At 55.2% G+C, this 15,335-nt stretch carries 14 protein-coding genes and 1 riboswitch; of the genes, 10 read left to right on the top strand and 4 right to left on the bottom strand.

The window, feature by feature from the left end:
* Positions 1-4 precede the first annotated feature (4 nt).
* Genes LX66_RS18825 through LX66_RS18810 form a run of 4 tightly spaced genes read left to right on the top strand, consistent with a single transcriptional unit; the run spans position 5 to position 2,826 of the window.
* A complete protein-coding gene (locus LX66_RS18825; RefSeq protein ID WP_145716449.1) occupies positions 5-691 on the top strand; it encodes an urease accessory protein UreF in 687 nt (228 codons plus the stop codon).
* A 10-nt stretch (positions 692-701) separates the two neighbouring features.
* A complete protein-coding gene (gene ureG / locus LX66_RS18820; RefSeq protein WP_145716447.1) occupies positions 702-1,337 on the top strand; it encodes an urease accessory protein UreG in 636 nt (211 codons plus the stop codon).
* The gene (locus LX66_RS18815) at positions 1,334-2,125 is read left to right on the top strand and encodes an urease accessory protein UreD (protein ID WP_145716445.1); all 792 of its coding nucleotides are present in this window, start codon (positions 1,334-1,336) and stop codon (positions 2,123-2,125) included. The genes ureG and LX66_RS18815 overlap by 4 nt, the downstream gene beginning before the upstream one ends.
* Positions 2,122-2,826 (top strand): urease accessory protein UreH domain-containing protein, encoded by a 705-nt coding sequence (locus LX66_RS18810; RefSeq protein WP_145716443.1) that lies wholly within the window; start codon positions 2,122-2,124, stop codon positions 2,824-2,826. The genes LX66_RS18815 and LX66_RS18810 overlap by 4 nt, the downstream gene beginning before the upstream one ends.
* A 14-nt stretch (positions 2,827-2,840) precedes the next feature.
* Here LX66_RS18810 and LX66_RS18805 read toward each other — a convergent pair whose 3' ends face one another.
* Positions 2,841-3,440 carry an NAD(P)H-dependent oxidoreductase gene (locus LX66_RS18805; RefSeq protein ID WP_145716441.1) on the bottom strand — a complete coding sequence of 200 codons (600 nt, stop codon included), beginning with the start codon at positions 3,438-3,440 and terminating at the stop codon, positions 2,841-2,843.
* Positions 3,441-3,535: 95 nt separating this feature from the next.
* Here LX66_RS18805 and LX66_RS18800 point away from each other — a divergent pair, with 95 nt between their 5' ends.
* The 3 genes from LX66_RS18800 to LX66_RS18790 all read left to right on the top strand — a co-directional run bounded on the left by LX66_RS18800 (position 3,536) and on the right by LX66_RS18790 (position 6,324).
* Positions 3,536-3,883, top strand: coding sequence for a winged helix-turn-helix transcriptional regulator (locus LX66_RS18800; RefSeq protein ID WP_145716439.1), 348 nt, complete (start codon positions 3,536-3,538; stop codon positions 3,881-3,883).
* Positions 3,884-3,939: 56 nt separating this feature from the next.
* Positions 3,940-4,013: riboswitch (Fluoride riboswitch) on the top strand.
* 40 nt (positions 4,014-4,053) lie between these two features.
* Positions 4,054-5,349 (top strand): voltage-gated chloride channel family protein, encoded by a 1,296-nt coding sequence (locus tag LX66_RS18795; protein WP_145716437.1) that lies wholly within the window; start codon positions 4,054-4,056, stop codon positions 5,347-5,349.
* A gap of 48 nt (positions 5,350-5,397) precedes the next feature.
* Positions 5,398-6,324: a terpene synthase family protein gene (locus LX66_RS18790; RefSeq protein ID WP_145716435.1), complete on the top strand. Its 927-nt coding sequence runs from the start codon at positions 5,398-5,400 to the stop codon at positions 6,322-6,324.
* On the opposite strand, the gene LX66_RS18785 is transcribed toward LX66_RS18790, so the two are convergent.
* Entirely contained in the window at positions 6,321-7,268 is a 948-nt protein-coding gene (locus LX66_RS18785) for a nitrilase family protein (protein WP_145716433.1), read from the bottom strand. The genes LX66_RS18790 and LX66_RS18785 overlap by 4 nt on opposite strands.
* Before the next feature lie 211 nt (positions 7,269-7,479).
* Between LX66_RS18785 and LX66_RS18780 the strand changes: the two genes are divergently transcribed.
* Positions 7,480-8,433: an NADP-dependent oxidoreductase gene (locus LX66_RS18780; RefSeq protein WP_145716431.1), complete on the top strand. Its 954-nt coding sequence runs from the start codon at positions 7,480-7,482 to the stop codon at positions 8,431-8,433.
* A 216-nt stretch (positions 8,434-8,649) separates the two neighbouring features.
* Here the strand turns inward: LX66_RS18780 and LX66_RS18775 are convergent, their stop codons facing one another.
* Positions 8,650-9,600 (bottom strand): aldo/keto reductase, encoded by a 951-nt coding sequence (locus LX66_RS18775; RefSeq protein WP_145716429.1) that lies wholly within the window; start codon positions 9,598-9,600, stop codon positions 8,650-8,652.
* A 322-nt stretch (positions 9,601-9,922) separates the two neighbouring features.
* Between LX66_RS18775 and LX66_RS18770 the strand changes: the two genes are divergently transcribed.
* Positions 9,923-12,094 carry a bifunctional alpha,alpha-trehalose-phosphate synthase (UDP-forming)/trehalose-phosphatase gene (locus LX66_RS18770; RefSeq protein ID WP_145716427.1) on the top strand — a complete coding sequence of 724 codons (2,172 nt, stop codon included), beginning with the start codon at positions 9,923-9,925 and terminating at the stop codon, positions 12,092-12,094.
* Between the two features lie 127 nt (positions 12,095-12,221).
* Here the strand turns inward: LX66_RS18770 and LX66_RS18765 are convergent, their stop codons facing one another.
* Positions 12,222-14,003: a glycoside hydrolase family 15 protein gene (locus LX66_RS18765; protein ID WP_145716425.1), complete on the bottom strand. Its 1,782-nt coding sequence runs from the start codon at positions 14,001-14,003 to the stop codon at positions 12,222-12,224.
* Positions 14,004-14,186: 183 nt separating this feature from the next.
* Here LX66_RS18765 and glk point away from each other — a divergent pair, with 183 nt between their 5' ends.
* Positions 14,187-15,248 (top strand): glucokinase, encoded by a 1,062-nt coding sequence (gene glk / locus LX66_RS18760; protein WP_244620452.1) that lies wholly within the window; start codon positions 14,187-14,189, stop codon positions 15,246-15,248.
* Positions 15,249-15,335 lie beyond the last annotated feature (87 nt).

The raw sequence follows: 15,335 nt of genomic DNA, 5'->3' as shown, positions 1-15,335 counted from the left end.
GAAAATGCAGGCGCACTTATTACCATTACTGCACCTCTCGGACCCGACCCTGCCCATAGGCGGCTACACCCATTCCAACGGGCTGGAAACCTATGTGCAGGAAGGGCTGGTGCACGATGCCGCCTCCGCCGCAGCGTATATACAAAGTATGCTGGTCAATAACCTGCAGTATAACGACGCTGCCTTTGCCAGCCTGGCCTATGATGCCGCCGTGCAGGAGGACTTCCCGGCGCTGCTGCAACTGGATGAGGAATGCACCGCGCTGAAAATACCGCGGGAAATACGCCAGGCCAGCCAGAAGCTGGGCAGCCGCCTGCTGAAGATATTCAGCCGCCGCTATCCCTCCGCTTTTGTGCAGCAGTATGAGCAGGCCATACAGCAGGGAGACGCCGCCGGGCATTACTGCCTGGTATTTGGCGTATATGCCTGCCAGTTGCAGGCGCCCAAGGCCGATGCCCTGCAGGCTTTTTATTATAACGCCGCCGTAGGCATGGTGACCAACAGCGTAAAGCTGGTGCCCCTGGGGCAACTGGACGGGCAGGACATCCTGTTCCGCCTGCAGCCGCTGATGCAGGAGCTGGCCACCGCTACCTTGCAGCCGGACCGCCGCCGCCTGGGCTGCTGTAACCCGGGGCTGGACATCCGCTGCATGCAGCATGAAAGATTATATTCGAGATTGTACATGTCCTAAGCATTGAATGATGAACAGAAAATATGTTAAGATAGGCATCGCAGGGCCGGTAGGCTCCGGCAAGACCGCCCTCATAGAACGGCTCTCGCGCCGCCTGGCGGACCGCTATGACCTGGGTGTGATCACCAACGATATCTACACCAAAGAGGATGCGGAGTTCCTGACAAAGAACAGCCTGCTGCCTGCGGAGCGCATCATTGGCGTGGAAACGGGCGGCTGCCCGCATACCGCCATCCGCGAAGATGCCAGCATGAACCTGGAGGCCGTGGACGAAATGGCCGCCCGCTTCCCGGGCATACAACTGATCTTTATAGAAAGCGGTGGCGATAACCTGTCCGCCACTTTCAGCCCCGACCTGGCCGATGTCACCATCTTCGTAATAGACGTGGCGGAAGGCGACAAGATACCGCGCAAGGGCGGCCCGGGCATCACCCGCTCCGACCTGCTGGTGATCAACAAGATAGACCTGGCTCCCTATGTGGGCGCCAGCCTGGAGGTAATGGAACGCGACGCCCGCGGGATGCGCAAGGGGCAGCCTTTCGTATTTACAGACCTCATGAAAGGCGTTGGCCTGGATGCCGTGATCGGTTGGATACAGCAATACGCATTGTTGGAAGACGTTGTAGAGCCGGAGCTGCTACGATGATCAGCGAGCTGAAAATAACCACGGGCCTGCGCGGCAGCCGCACTTTCCTGCAGGAAGGATATTACACCCGGCCGTTCAAGCTGGCGGACATCGGCGCCTACCGGGCCGACAGCACGCTGTGCCTCATGCTGATGACGGCATCGCCAGGCATGCTGGACGGGGACGATTACCGTATGCACATTACCGTTAGCGACCACACCCGGCTGCAGTTGCAAACACAGGCTTATCAGCGCCTGTACACCATGCAGGCCGGCGCGCGCCAGCAAATGGAGGTGCAGGTAGGGCAGGGAGCCGCTTTCAGCTATGTGCCGCACCCCGTAGTGCCCCACGCAGACGCCGTGTTTGAAGGGCATAACCGCATTTACCTGCAGGAGAACAGCCGCCTGGTATGGGGCGAGATCATCACCTGCGGCCGGAAGCTCTGCGGGGAAGCCTTCCGCTTCCGGCTGTTCCACAACGTAACGGAGCTGTACTACCGCGGCAGGCTGGTGCTGAAGGATAACCTGCTGCTGGAGCCGGCCCGTATCAACGTTGCAGCCCACGGTCAGTTGGAAGGATATACCCACCAGGCTACCCTGGTGTATGCGGATACGCAGGTCGGCGCAGCACCAATGGCAGACCGCCTGCTGGAGCTGCTGGCACGGGAGCCGGATATCGCTTACGGCGTATCACAAAGCGCCGGGCCGGCCATCGTGCTGCGCATCCTGGGACATGGCGCGGAGCAACTGTTCAGTTGCCTGCGCAACATGGAAACGATCTTGTTTAACCATCATTTAGCAATACTATGACCACCGAGATCAGTGCATTGATCATCACCGCCATTACCATCAGTTGCATACATACCGTTACCGGGCCGGATCATTACGTGCCGTTCATCGCCCTTTCCCAGTCCCGGAACTGGTCCGTGGCCCGGACCATTTTCTGGACAGTGCTCTGCGGCATAGGCCATGTAGGCAGTTCTGTGTTGCTCGGCTTACTGGGTGTTTTCCTGGGCTGGGAGCTGTCAAAGATCTCCTGGCTGGAGGATGTGCGGGGCGGTATTGCCGGCTGGGCGCTGCTGTTCTTTGGCCTGGCCTACCTGGTATGGGGCCTGCGCCGCGCTTACCTGAACCGGCCCCACAAGCATTTTGACCGTTATGATGATGGCTCCGTGTACGTATACGAGCACCGGCACGGCGAAGGACCGGTATACCCGCAGGAGCGCACCAAAGTAACGCCCTGGATACTCTTTATCATCTTTGCGCTGGGGCCCTGTGAGCCGCTGATCCCCCTGCTTACCTATCCCGCCGCGCAAAAGTCCACCTTCGGTATCGTACTGCTGATCGTCACCTTTACAGTATTCACCCTGATCACGATGGTGGCGATGGTGCTGCTGGGCTATTATGGTTATTCTTTCCTGCGCACGGATAGGCTGGAACGGTATATCCATGCCATTGGCGGCGCTACCGTTACCATTTGCGGGGTAGGGATGGTGTTTATGGGATGGTAATGCTTTATATTTTCCTAAATGGATTGAATGACCTGCTCCAGCGGCAGGCGTAATTTGGGGTTCAGGGATGGCTGATTGCGGTCTTCGGGATTCCTGTAACCAATAGCAACCGAAAACAGCGTTTTATAACTATCCAATTGAAGTATCCTGTCGTATTCTTCATTTTGAATGCCTTCCATGGGTGTACTGTCAATTTCCATGCTTGCACAAGCCGATAGGAAAAATCCGAGCGAGAGGTACACCTGGTGTTGCAGCCACGATTTAATTTCAGCCTCCTCTTTGGGCTTCAAAAACTTATTATAGTAATTAACCGCGCCCTCCGGCAGATTTTCCTTGATCTGCCGCTCAAATTTTGCAATGTCATCTATCGCAGTAAATACCACCAGGTGGCTGGCCTCATTTATCCTTTGTGCATTCCAGTAGGAAGCATCTGCCAGTTCACGTTTCTTATTTTCATCAGAAACGAAAAGGAATTTCCACGACTGGCTGTTAATGGATGACGGACTTAACTGCAAGATTTCCTTTAGTTCCTCAATTTTCTCCGCCGGAATCTTCCTGTCCGGGTTATAGTTCTTGGTGGTGTACCTGTTCTTTGCAAGGTCTAAAAAACGCATATTTTTAATTTTAAATCACTACTATACTTTTTACTGTTGCAAACATAAGTATAGCATGTTATCTTTGCAATAACGGCTAAATATGATAGTAACAGATGTATTGTATAGACGATAAGCAATTTCCCTGCAGCACCAGCCTGACAATGAAGTATATAGGCGGTAAATGGAAAGCGGTAATCCTTATTCACTTAATCGAAAAAAAGCGATACAGTGAATTGAAAAAGGAATGTCGTGTTATAACGGAACGAACATTGAGTTTACAGTTAAAAGAATTGGAGGAAGACGGTTTGGTGAAACGTACCGTCCATACGAGCAAGCCCCCGTTAAAAGTGGATTATGAATTAACGGATTTTGGCAGGACCTTGATCCCATTGCTGAAAGCCATTGACCAATGGGGAAAAGAAATCGCTAAAACTGACAAGCGTATCAAGGTGATGAAATAAGGGCTTTGTACCTAAAGTGGAATTTGGGATTTGGGATTTTGAATTTTACCTTTGTTCCATCAACAGGAAATGGTGTCTTCCTGCACAAGAACCGTCCGCCGGCCGGCGGACTGATGGCGCCTACAGATAATAAGACCTGTCAGGTCTGTCAACTATTTATTTGTAGGACTATGATCAAAAAAATAAAAGGCTCCTTCGAGCAATTCGCCATCGCTTCCCACTTAATTCGCTGGACTATACTGGCCATTCCTTTGTCACTGACCGTAGGCACGCTGGTGGCGCTGTTCCTCTGGCTGCTGGATAAGGCCACCCGGTTGCGCTGGCAGCAGGAATGGCTGCTATGGCTGCTGCCGCTGGCCGGCGCCGGCATTTACTGGCTGTACAAAAAGCTGGGCCGTAATTCGGAAGCAGGCAATAATCTCATTATGGACGAGATCCACCAGCCGGGCGGCGGTGTGCCGGCCCGTATGGCGCCCCTGGTATTGCTCACCACCGTCATTACCCACCTGTTTGGCGGCTCTGCGGGCCGGGAAGGCACCGCCGTACAGATAGGCGGCAGTATGGCTCACCTGCTGGGCCGCTGGATAAAGCTAACGGAAAAGGACCTCCGCATTTTGCTGATGATGGGTATTGCCGCCGGTTTTGGCGCGGTATTCGGCACCCCGCTGACCGGCGCCGTGTTTGCGCTGGAAGTGCTGGCTATCGGCACCATCCGTTACGATGCCCTGGTGCCCTGCCTCATTGCCGCCGTATTTGCGGATACGGTCTGTTCGGCATGGGGCATTCACCATACGCACTACGCCATTCATTTTACGGACGGCAAGGCCACGCCCTTTATCCCTTTCCTGCAAATGGACCTCTGGCTGCTGTCCAAAGTGGTATTGGCCGGGGTGGCCTTTGGCATGGCCAGCTACCTCTTTGCCAACAGCATGCACCTGATCAAACATTATGCGCAGCGCTTTATCCGCCCGGCCTGGCTGATACCGGTAGCGGGCGGCGTGGTGATCATTGTCTTCAGTTGGGCGCTGGGCACCCGTGATTACCTGGGGCTGGGCGTATACAGTAAGGAGCCCGGCGGCGTAAGCATCGTGAATGCCTTTCAGGCCGGCGGCGCCCATACCTGGAGCTGGCTGTGGAAGCTGTTGTTTACCGCCATTACCCTGGCTATGGGCTTCAAAGGAGGGGAAGTAACGCCGCTGTTCTTCATAGGCGCTACCCTGGGCAATACCCTCGCCATACTGCTGGGCGCCCCGGTTGACCTGTTTGCAGGCCTGGGCTTTATTGCCGTATTTGCCGGCGCCACCAATACCCCGATTGCCTGTACCTTAATGGGTGTAGAGCTGTTCGGCACCTCGCATGTGCTGTACTTTGCGGTAGCCTGCTTTACAGCCTACTATTTCAGCGGCAACAGCGGCATTTATAAAGCGCAGCGGCTGGCAGTGCCCAAGCGGGTGGAGCAGGATTAAAGATGCAGGCTGGTAGCAGCAGCGCGCCTTAACTTGCTTCCAAAAAGCATGATTCCTTTTAATGTGCCCAACCTTCCGTTCGATGACCTGATCAGCCCCCATATAGGTGAACTGGAAACCAAAATGAATACGTGGATACAATCCCTCCGGGACTATCCCGACAGCCATAAAACAAAGCTCCGCAACATGAAGCTGGCGCATTTCTCTGCCAGGCTGTACCCTTACGCTGATCTGCCCTCCCTGGAAACCATCAGCATACTGGCTTTATGGATCATCCTGAATGACGATGTGCACGATGGGAAAACGGGCCGGCAGTTGGAGACCATGTGCCGCCAGTCCCTCCAGCTATTAGATGCGCCGCCGCCTGCCGACGGGCATTATGCGTACTCTCAGCTCCTGTCCCTTTTCGGGCAGGAGGTCCGTAAAAAGCAAATGTCTCCCCGCTGGATGGAACGCTTTAAGCAACATCTTTTCTGGTATTTAAAGGCGATGCAATGGGCGGCCGATTTTGACGCTGCAGCAAAGTACCCCGGGGAGATCAACTTTACCCAAATGCGGCTGAAAGCCGGCGGCGTATTGATGTTTACAGACCTGATCGAGCTGGCGATCGCTACAGAGCTGCCGCTTGCAGTGATCCGGCACCCGGTAATAGAGCATCTTACAGAGATCACGAATTATATCCTTTGCGTGGACAACGACATCTTCTCCCTGGAAAAGGAACAACTGCAGCGGGAAACGATGAACCTGGTGCTGGTGCTGCAGAATGAGCATGGCTGCACCATAGGGGAAGCGCTGAACATGGCGGTGGAGCGGCACAACAGGTACCTGGCCGCCTATCTTGAATTACGGGAAACCCTGCCAGGTTTTGGGATATGGGCTGCTGCCGTTGACAAGTATGTGTATGGCCTGGAAACATGGATGCAGGGCCACCTTACCTGGATGCAAAAGGATACGGAACGCTACCTGGTGAACTAGCTTTTCATCCACACCACTTTTTGCTCCGCCTTATGCGCCTGCCCGATAATATCCGCGTACAGCTCCGGCCGCCGCGCCTTGCGGTAGCGGTATCCGCCGGCCTGCTGCAGCTTTTCAGGCGTACAGGTGGCGATGGCAATGTCGTTGTCCAGTTTGCGGCATTCCGCCAGTACATCGCCAAAGGGGTCCAGTATCATGGAGCAGCCGTTCTTCAACTGGTCGTCATCCATGCCGATGGGATTGGAGAACACCACATAGATGCCGTTGTCATAGGCCCTTGCAGGCAGCCATTTCATGAGCCAGGCCCGGCCTTTCATGCCATCAAATTCCAGGCGCAGGGAGGTCGGGTCCGTATGCCGGCGCTCCCATAGCTGCGGGTCTACAAAGCCGGCGCCCGGCCGGGTGGAAGGCGTGCACATGGTCACATGCGGCATGAAGATAATGTCTGCGCCCAGCAGGGCGGTGGCTCTTACGTGCTCTATGATGTTATTATCATAGCAGATCAGGATGCCGCATTTCCAGCCATGCAGGTCAAACACCACGTATTCGTTGCCGGGAGTCAGGTGCGGGTTGATGAAGGGATGCAGCTTCCGGAACCTGGCCACCAGGCCATCCTTGTTCACGCATACCTGTGCTTTGTACAAATGATCATCCCGGTCTTTTTCAAACAGGCCGGCCAGTATGGTAATGTTGGCGGCAGCGGCTATATCGGTCAGCGCCTGTATGCCGGGACCTTCCGGTATATATTCCGCCAGTTCCAGCATCTGCTCCCGGGAAAGGTGACGGGCAAAGGTATAGCCGGTGATGGAGCACTCATGGAAAGCGATTACGTCGGCCCCGGCCTGCGCGGCCTCTGTGGACAAGCGGTGTATCACGTCAAGATTATAGGCTTTATCCCCGCTGCGGTTCTCAAACTGGGCGGTGGCGATGTTTAAAGGCTGCATGGCATACTGAATTGGTCCTCACAAAGATAAGGGCTGCTGAAAAGTTTTATCTTTATTCACCCGGATAATTAATAATTACCCGTTATAGAAGTGTCTCATCGTCACCTGCTTGCTACGATGAGAGCTTGCTAACTAAAAATATTAACGAATGAAACCGATCCGCCGGCTGCGGAAAGGTTCCATGAGGCCGCTAACTAAAAATCATTAACGAATGAAAGCTGTTGCTGTTTCAAAATTTCACGCTGTTCCCGAAGTAATGGACCTGCCCCGCCCGGATGTACGCCCGGGAACCGTACTGATTCGTGTATCCGCCGCCGGTATCAACCCTTTTGACTGGAAAATGGTGGACGGCATCATGGACGGGCACATGCCACATCGTTTTCCCCTGATCATGGGCGTGGATGGCGCCGGCATAGTGGAAGCCGTGGGCGCCGGCGTGGCCCGCTTTAGCGTGGGCGACCAGGTCTATGGGCAGTTCATCCACAGCCCCATCGGGGAGGGCTCCTATGCGGAGTATGCGATTGTGCCGGAAAAGGCAGCCATTGCACAAGCCCCCTCGTCCATCCCCCTGGAAACGGCGGCGGCCGTGCCCACCGCCGGTATGACGGCCCTGCAGGCGCTGGACATGCTGGCCCTGCAAAAAGGACAAACCCTGCTGATCATAGGCGCTACCGGCGGCGTAGGCTCTTTTGCCACCCAACTGGCCGCCATGCAGGGGCTGCAGGTGATTGTCACCGTCAGCATTGATGAAGCAGGAGCGCGCATGCGGGAGCTGGGCGCTGCGGATGTTGTGAATTATATAAAAGCGCCGGTGGCGGAACAGGTAAAGGCGGCTTACCCGGGCGGGATAGATGGCCTGCTGGACCTGGTCAGCACCAAAGCGGGTTTCAATGCCGCTACCGCACTGGTAAAAGATGGCGGTGCTGCGCTCACCACCGCTTTTGTGGCGGAGGAAGCTGCGCTGAATGCCCGCCGCATCAGGGGCGGCAATTTCGAGACACAGGGCAGCCCGGCCACCCTGGAACGGCTCACGCAATTGATAGACAAAGGGCATGTACAGGTGCCCGTGGAGCAGGTGATTACACCGGAAGAGGCGCCGGCGGCCATCGCGCTAAGCAGGCAGGGCAGGGGCAAAGGGAAAACGATCATTAAAATGAGCAATTAAGCTGCATCCCGCATTATTACCGCACATGTACAATGCGCGTGTGGAGGCATACCTGGAGCTATACAGTAATATTCCGGACCTTGGAGCGCTTACACCTGTTGTAAGAACATGACTGGATGCCCTGGGCGTTTGGATAAGCGGCCAGGTAAACTGGTTTGATCATACGAACAGGTACCGGGCCTTCAACCGCCATGCAGCTTCCTGACCGGGCCCTGCTCACCAGCGGCTGGCCTCGTCCAGCAATTGCACGGCCTCTTTATCCAACTGCAGGGTAGCGGCTTTGATCAGGTCCTGCAATTGTTCCACGCTGGTAGCGCTGGCAATAGGCGCCGCAATGCCGGGCCGCTGCGCCAGCCAGGCAATGGATACGCTGGCAAGGTTCGTATGGTAGCGGGCCGCCACCTGGTCCAGGGCAGACAGGATGCGCGTACCCCGTTCATTCAGATAGCCCAGGGCCTTTTGCCCGCGCGGGCTTTTGGCAATATCGGCAGGGGAGCGGTATTTGCCGGTCAGGAACCCGCTGGCCAGGGCATAGTAGGGTAGTACGCTCAGCCCGTGCTCTTTACAGATAGGTGCATAATGCCGCTCATACTTTTCCCGGTCGTACAGGTTATATTCTGGTTGCAGGGTCTCATAGCGCGGGTACCCGTACTGTTCGCTGCTATGCAGGGACAGCGTCAGGCGTTCCGGGCTGATGTTGGACGCGCCGATCACCCTTATCTTGCCGGCCCGGATCAGCTCCGCGTAGGCGGTCAGCGTCTCTTCCACGGGCGTGCTCATATCATCATAATGGGTCTGGTACAGGTCTATATGATCAGTCTGCAGGCGACGCAGGGAGTCCTCCACGGAGCGGGTAATATGCGCGCGGGACAGGCCTTTTTGCTGAGGGCCCATTTCGCCGCCCACCTTGGTAGCTATCAGCACCTGGTCCCTTTTACCGCTTTGTTTCAGCCATTTGCCGATGAGGGTTTCGGATTCACCGCCCTGGTTGCCGCTTACCCATTTTGAATATACGTCCGCCGTATCTACCAGGTTAAAACCGGCATCCGTAAAAGCGTCCAGGAGCCTGAAGGAAGCCTGCTCATCAGCCGTCCATCCAAACACATTACCGCCAAAAGCCAGGGGCGCTACGCTGAGCGTAGAACGGCCCAGTTTCCTTTTTTCCATATTGCAAAAGTCTTTAGCGCTTATGAAGTTATATAATAATCCGTAAATTGCGGGAGCAGAGGGCTGGCCGTATTCTGCGCACTAACGGGAACCCCTATATTAAAAAAAATGAGTAATTTGCGTCCCGCTGCACGCTGCTTTAGTAGTTTTAATGTTGCTGTCCAGTATCCGCATGGACCCATAGAACGCCTCCGTAGCAGCCGGTTTGGACGATTTTGAACCTAGCGTTTAATGCAGATAGTTGCTGGCAGGCGTTCCCTGCAGGAACGGAGAGGCTTTACACAAGAGGAAAAGATTTTGAATAAACGATATAAACCGCACTATGAGTAAGACCATTATTGTATCGAACAGACTGCCCGTAAGAATCACAGAGAATGATGGAGAATATGTGATGTCCCCCAGTGAAGGCGGTTTGGCTACAGGGCTGGGCTCCATCTACAGGGACGGTCAAAACGTTTGGATAGGCTGGCCGGGAATGGAAGTAACCGAAGAAAAGGACCAGCAGCGCATTCAGCAGCAACTGGCTGAAATGAACCTGCTGCCGGTGTACCTGAGCCAGGAGGAGATCAACAATTATTACGAAGGCTTTTCCAACGAAACATTATGGCCCGTATTTCACTACATGGCGGTGTACGCCAAATATGAACAGCCCTACTGGGACTCCTACTACAAGGTAACGGAGAAGTTCCGCGACATCATCCTCTCCGTAGCGGAGCCGGACGACATCATATGGATACATGATTACCAGTTGCTGCTGCTGCCCGGTATGATACGCGCCGTAATACCGGACATTTCCATCGGCTTTTTCCTGCACATACCCTTTCCTTCCTTCGAGCTGTTCCGCCTCATACCCTGGCGGGCAGAGCTGCTGGAAGGCATGCTGGGAGCAGACCTGCTGGGCTTCCATACTTTTGACGACAGCCGTCATTTTATCAACGCCGTAACCCGCATCCTGCCCATCAACGCCTCCGCCAACGTCATGATGGTGAACGATCGCGCCGTGATGGCGGAAACCTTCCCCATGGGCATCGATTATGACAAGTACGCTTCCCTCAGCAAGGAAAAGGAAGTGAAAGACCAGCTACGCGAGCTGAAAGAAACCTTCCAGGGCATGCGGATGATCCTTTCCATAGACCGGCTGGACTACAGCAAAGGCATACTGCAGCGCCTGCAGGCCTTTGAGCTGTTCCTGCAATTGTATCCCGAGTACATGGAAAAGGTGGTGCTGTACATGATCATTGTGCCCAGCCGCGACAACGTACAGCAGTACCGCGACCTGCGCGACGAGATCGACAAGCTGGTAGGCGGCATCAATGCCCGCTTCCGCACCAATAACTGGCATCCCATCCATTATTTCTACCGCTCTTTCCCCATAGAAACATTATCCGCCCTGTACAACTTTGCAGACGTAGGGCTGGTAACGCCCATGCGCGACGGCATGAACCTGGTGAGCAAGGAGTACGTGGCCAGCCGCAACCAGAACAACGGCGTGCTGATACTGAGCGAAATGGCCGGCGCCTCCCGGGAGCTGATAGATGCCATCATTGTAAACCCCAACAACATCGGCGCTATCACCCGCGCTATCGAGGAAGCCCTGGTAATGCCGGAGCCGGAGCAGTACCGGCGCATGAAGCAGATGCGGCAGGTAGTGGCCAAGTTCAATATCGCCCACTGGGTAAAGCTGTTCATGGACCGCCTCCAGGAAGTAAAGCAGATACAGCAGTCCATGCTGGCACGCCGCCTCAGCTCCGATATGCAGGTACAGGTGCAGCGCCAGTATAAAGCCGTCACCAAACGGGCCATATTCCTGGATTATGACGGCACCCTCGTAGGGTTTAACGTCAATGTGGACCAGGCATCGCCGGACCAGGAGCTGTACGAGCTGCTGCGGGAGCTGACCACGGACCCCGCCAATGAAGTGGTCATGATCAGCGGCCGCAAGCATGAAACCCTTTCCGAATGGCTGGGCCACCTCAAGCTGGACCTGATCGCCGAGCACGGCGCCTGGCAGAAAAAGCACGGCACCAAATGGCGAAAGCTGGCCGGGCTCAACGATCTCTGGAAACAGGAGATCTATCCCACGCTGGAAACCTATACCGACCGTACACCCGGCTCCTTCATAGAAGAAAAAAGCTATTCCCTGGCATGGCACTACCGGAAGGTGGAACAGGGGCTGGGAGAGCTGCGCGCCAACGAGCTGATGAACACCCTCCGCTATTACACCACCGATAAAGGCCTGCAGGTGCTGCCGGGCGATAAGGTGATAGAGGTGAAGAACGTGGAGATCAACAAGGGCCGGGCCGCCCTCGCCTGGATGCAGGACCGCAGCTATGACTTTGTAATGGCCATCGGCGACGACCATACGGACGAGGATATTTTCAAGGCCCTGCAGCAGGAAGCCATTACCATTAAAGTGGGCAGCCAGGTATCAGCCGCCCGTTATTACCTCCGTAATTTCCAGGAAGTAAGGCAGTTTTTGAAGTCCCTCGTTTAGCAGAGAAAGATATAATGTGCAAATATGCAGATGTGCAAATGTGCAGATGGATTGGCTCGATTGTTAAATTATCCAATACAATTGCTGCATTTTCATTTGCATATCTGCACATTTGCACATCCGCACATTATAAAAATATCGGCTTGTCCAGCTTCATCGCGATCCGGTACGCCGCGTTCATTAATCCTACATGGCTGTAGGCCTGGGGGAAGTTGCCCCACTGGCTGCCGTTCTCCTCATCCACATCTTCGCTGAACAGCAGGAGGTGGTTGGAGTATTGCAGCAGGTTCTCGAACTCGCGGATGGCGTCGTCCAGCCGGCCCACGCAGGCCAGGGCCTCCACGTACCAGAACGCGCATACCAGGAAAGTGGTTTTGGGCTTGCCGAAATCATCGGCATGCAGGTAGCGGTAAAACAGGCCCTGCGGTGTTTTCAGCTCCTTTTCCAGCGCTTCCAGGTGATGCTTTGCTTTTTCTGATTCCGGGTCCAGGTAGTACATCATGATCAGTTGCAGCGTGCTGGCATCCAGGTGCCGGCTGCCCGCCGCATTGGTGTACACCTGCCTTGCCGGGTCGTAGCAGCTCTCAATATGCGCGGCCGCCCTGGCTTTCAGAACGGCGGCTTTCTCTGCCAGCGGCTGGTGCCCGATCATGCGGGCCATTTTCTCCGCCGCATTGCAGCCCGCCCATTGAAAAAGGTTCGTATAACAGTGGATGTTGGCAAAATTGCGGAACTCCCATATACCGGCATCTTCCTCGTCAATGGTGCGCTCTATCTTGCCCAGCAGGTATTCTATCCACCAGGCGGAGTCCTTGCGCTCGGAAAATATGAAACGGTGGTCGGAGTACAGGGGCAGCATGGATATCAGCACCTGCCCGTAAATATCATTCTGTATATGTTCGTAGGCCTGGTTGCCGATACGCACCGGCTGGTTGCCCATATAGCCGTCCAGGTCGGGCAGTATCTGCTCCTCCAGGTTCTTCTGCCCCGTAATGCCGTACAGGGGCTGGTAGCGGTTGTCGCCGGAAAAGGAGATATCGGTCACGTAGTTGAAATACCGTTCCATTTCCTCGAAATGTCCGATGTGGTTCAGCGCCGTGATCACATAGTAGGTATCGCGCAGCCAGCAGTAGCGGTAGTCCCAGTTACGGCCGCTGCCCGGCGATTCCGGCAGGCTGGTGGTACTGGCGGCGATAATGGCGCCGGTATCTTCATACTGGTGTATTTTCAGCGCAAGGGCGGAGCGTATTACATAGGGCTGGTAAAAATTGGCGATGTTGGAATGCTTGATCCAGATACGCCAGTAGCTGATGGTTTCCCGCAGGAAATTCTCGGCGGTGCTCACCAGCGGCGCTTCCAGCGGGCTGCCATAGGAGAGAAGCAGGTACCGGGCATCGTTCAGCACAAAATACTGTTCGTCCAGCACATAGTTCACCGGGATGCTGGTGGTGAGGCGCAGCCGCTCGCCGGCGCCCAGGAACTCCACGTGGTTGCTGCCCGGCTGGGGATGCAGCTTGTTGGCCCCGTACTCGCCCACCGGGTGGCATTGCACCCGTATGCGGGGAGAGCCTTCCAGCGGCTCTATTTTCCGGATCAGCATCAAGGGCTTGAAATATCGTTCGTACTGGTAGAAGCGCGGCGCAAAGTCTATCACCCGGTATTTACCGTTCTCGCAGGTGATCTCCGTGCAAAGCACATTGGTATTTTCCATGTAATACTGGCGGGAAGTGTATTCCCCTTCGGGCAGGATGGAAAATTGCCCGCCCTTTTCCTTGTCAAGCAGTCCCCCGAAAATAAAGGTGCTGTCCATACGCGGCCAGCAAAGCCATTCTACGTTCGTGTTACGGTGTATATGCGCCAGGAAGGCGCAGTTGCCAATCAATCCGGTCTGGTACGTATGTCTTTCCATACAAATGAGTATATAATTTACGCCTGTCTGTTGAAATTGTTCACTCTTCTGTGCAAAAGTTATTCCATAAAGCCCCGGCCGGCGGCCAGGGGCAGGGCGGCAACACCGCACAAATTTAACGTTAAACATAAGCATTATATATGACAATACCGGCCGCTTGCTGCTTTTTAGTATTTTTAACCCATGCAACAGATCAATGAACAGCAATTCCTGCCCCGCTTTACACGGATGAACCGGGCATCCGGCAAGGCGCCCCTGCACGTGCTGGCCGGCGACCTGGGCGGCACCAAAACCCGCCTGGCTCTTTTTGAAGCAAAGGACGGCAGCATGGAAGTGATACATGAGCACATTTACCGCTCCCGCGATTACGCTTCCTTTACGGAGATCATCAAGGATTTTATTGCGCAGCAGCCGGAGCGTCCGCCGCAGCGTATATGTATCGGCGTAGCCGGTCCCGTGATCAAGGGCCGTGTGGAGCTCACCAACCTGTCAAAGGAACTTACGGTAACGGATATACAAACGGCTACCGGGGTGGAGGAAACAATGCTGATCAACGACCTGGAAGCTACCGCCTACGGGCTGGCCACCATCGGGGAAGACAGCCTGCTCACCCTGCACCGGGGGGAGCCGGAAACAGGCGGCAACATGGCCATCATAGCGCCCGGCACCGGGCTGGGAGAGGCCGGCATGTACTGGGATGGCGCCCTGTATGCGCCCTTTGCCACGGAAGGCGGGCATTGCGACTTTGCGCCTCGTAATGAGCTGGACATGGACCTGCTGCAGTACCTGCAGGAGAAATACCAGATCGTAAGCTGGGAGCGCCTCGTATCCGGCCCCGGTATCTACGACACCTTCCGTTTCCTGCGCGATGTGCGGCATATGCATGTGCCGGACTGGCTGGACCAGGAGCTGCTGGAAAAGGACCCCGCAGCCGTGATCAGCACCAATGCCATCCAGCAAAAAGTGTCCATCTGCATTAAAACAATGGAGCTGTTCGTGCGGTACCTGGCCCGGGAAGCCGCCAACCTGGTGTTCAAGATGAAAGCCACCGGCGGCCTGTTCCTCGGCGGCGGTATCCCGCCCCGTATTGTTCCGCTGCTGGAAGACAATAATTTCTACCATCACTACCTGCAGGGCGACCGCCTGATAGCGCTGCTGGCAACAGTGCCCATCCACGTGATCATTAACGACAAAGCCGCCCTGCGCGGGGCGGCCTACTACGCGGTGAACCGGGAGAACAGTTAATAATTAATAATTAAAAATTAATAATATGGGTAGAGCAGTCTTTCATGAAACACAAGTGGTAACGGTTGTCTATGGCAGGACATCAGT

Source organism: Chitinophaga japonensis, from assembly GCF_007830125.1.
GTDB lineage: Bacteria > Bacteroidota > Bacteroidia > Chitinophagales > Chitinophagaceae > Chitinophaga > Chitinophaga japonensis.
Note: the sequence above shows the minus strand (reverse complement) of the source record. Positions and strands in the feature narration are given on the sequence as shown.

Bases quoted from the DNA above. Each gene is read 5' to 3' on its own strand.
- LX66_RS18800 (WP_145716439.1), top strand. From the start codon at position 3,536: ATGTATTGTATAGACGATAAGCAATTTCCCTGCAGCACCAGCCTGACA.
- LX66_RS18780 (WP_145716431.1), top strand. From the start codon at position 7,480: ATGAAAGCTGTTGCTGTTTCAAAATTTCACGCTGTTCCCGAAGTAATG.
- LX66_RS18765 (WP_145716425.1), bottom strand. From the start codon at position 14,003: ATGGAAAGACATACGTACCAGACCGGATTGATTGGCAACTGCGCCTTC.
- LX66_RS18825 (WP_145716449.1), top strand. From the start codon at position 5: ATGCAGGCGCACTTATTACCATTACTGCACCTCTCGGACCCGACCCTG.
- LX66_RS18785 (WP_145716433.1), bottom strand. From the start codon at position 7,268: ATGCAGCCTTTAAACATCGCCACCGCCCAGTTTGAGAACCGCAGCGGG.
- glk (WP_244620452.1), top strand. From the start codon at position 14,187: ATGCAACAGATCAATGAACAGCAATTCCTGCCCCGCTTTACACGGATG.
- LX66_RS18815 (WP_145716445.1), top strand. From the start codon at position 1,334: ATGATCAGCGAGCTGAAAATAACCACGGGCCTGCGCGGCAGCCGCACT.
- LX66_RS18770 (WP_145716427.1), top strand. From the start codon at position 9,923: ATGAGTAAGACCATTATTGTATCGAACAGACTGCCCGTAAGAATCACA.
- ureG (WP_145716447.1), top strand. From the start codon at position 702: ATGAACAGAAAATATGTTAAGATAGGCATCGCAGGGCCGGTAGGCTCC.
- LX66_RS18805 (WP_145716441.1), bottom strand. From the start codon at position 3,440: ATGCGTTTTTTAGACCTTGCAAAGAACAGGTACACCACCAAGAACTAT.
- LX66_RS18790 (WP_145716435.1), top strand. From the start codon at position 5,398: ATGATTCCTTTTAATGTGCCCAACCTTCCGTTCGATGACCTGATCAGC.
- LX66_RS18775 (WP_145716429.1), bottom strand. From the start codon at position 9,600: ATGGAAAAAAGGAAACTGGGCCGTTCTACGCTCAGCGTAGCGCCCCTG.
- LX66_RS18810 (WP_145716443.1), top strand. From the start codon at position 2,122: ATGACCACCGAGATCAGTGCATTGATCATCACCGCCATTACCATCAGT.
- LX66_RS18795 (WP_145716437.1), top strand. From the start codon at position 4,054: ATGATCAAAAAAATAAAAGGCTCCTTCGAGCAATTCGCCATCGCTTCC.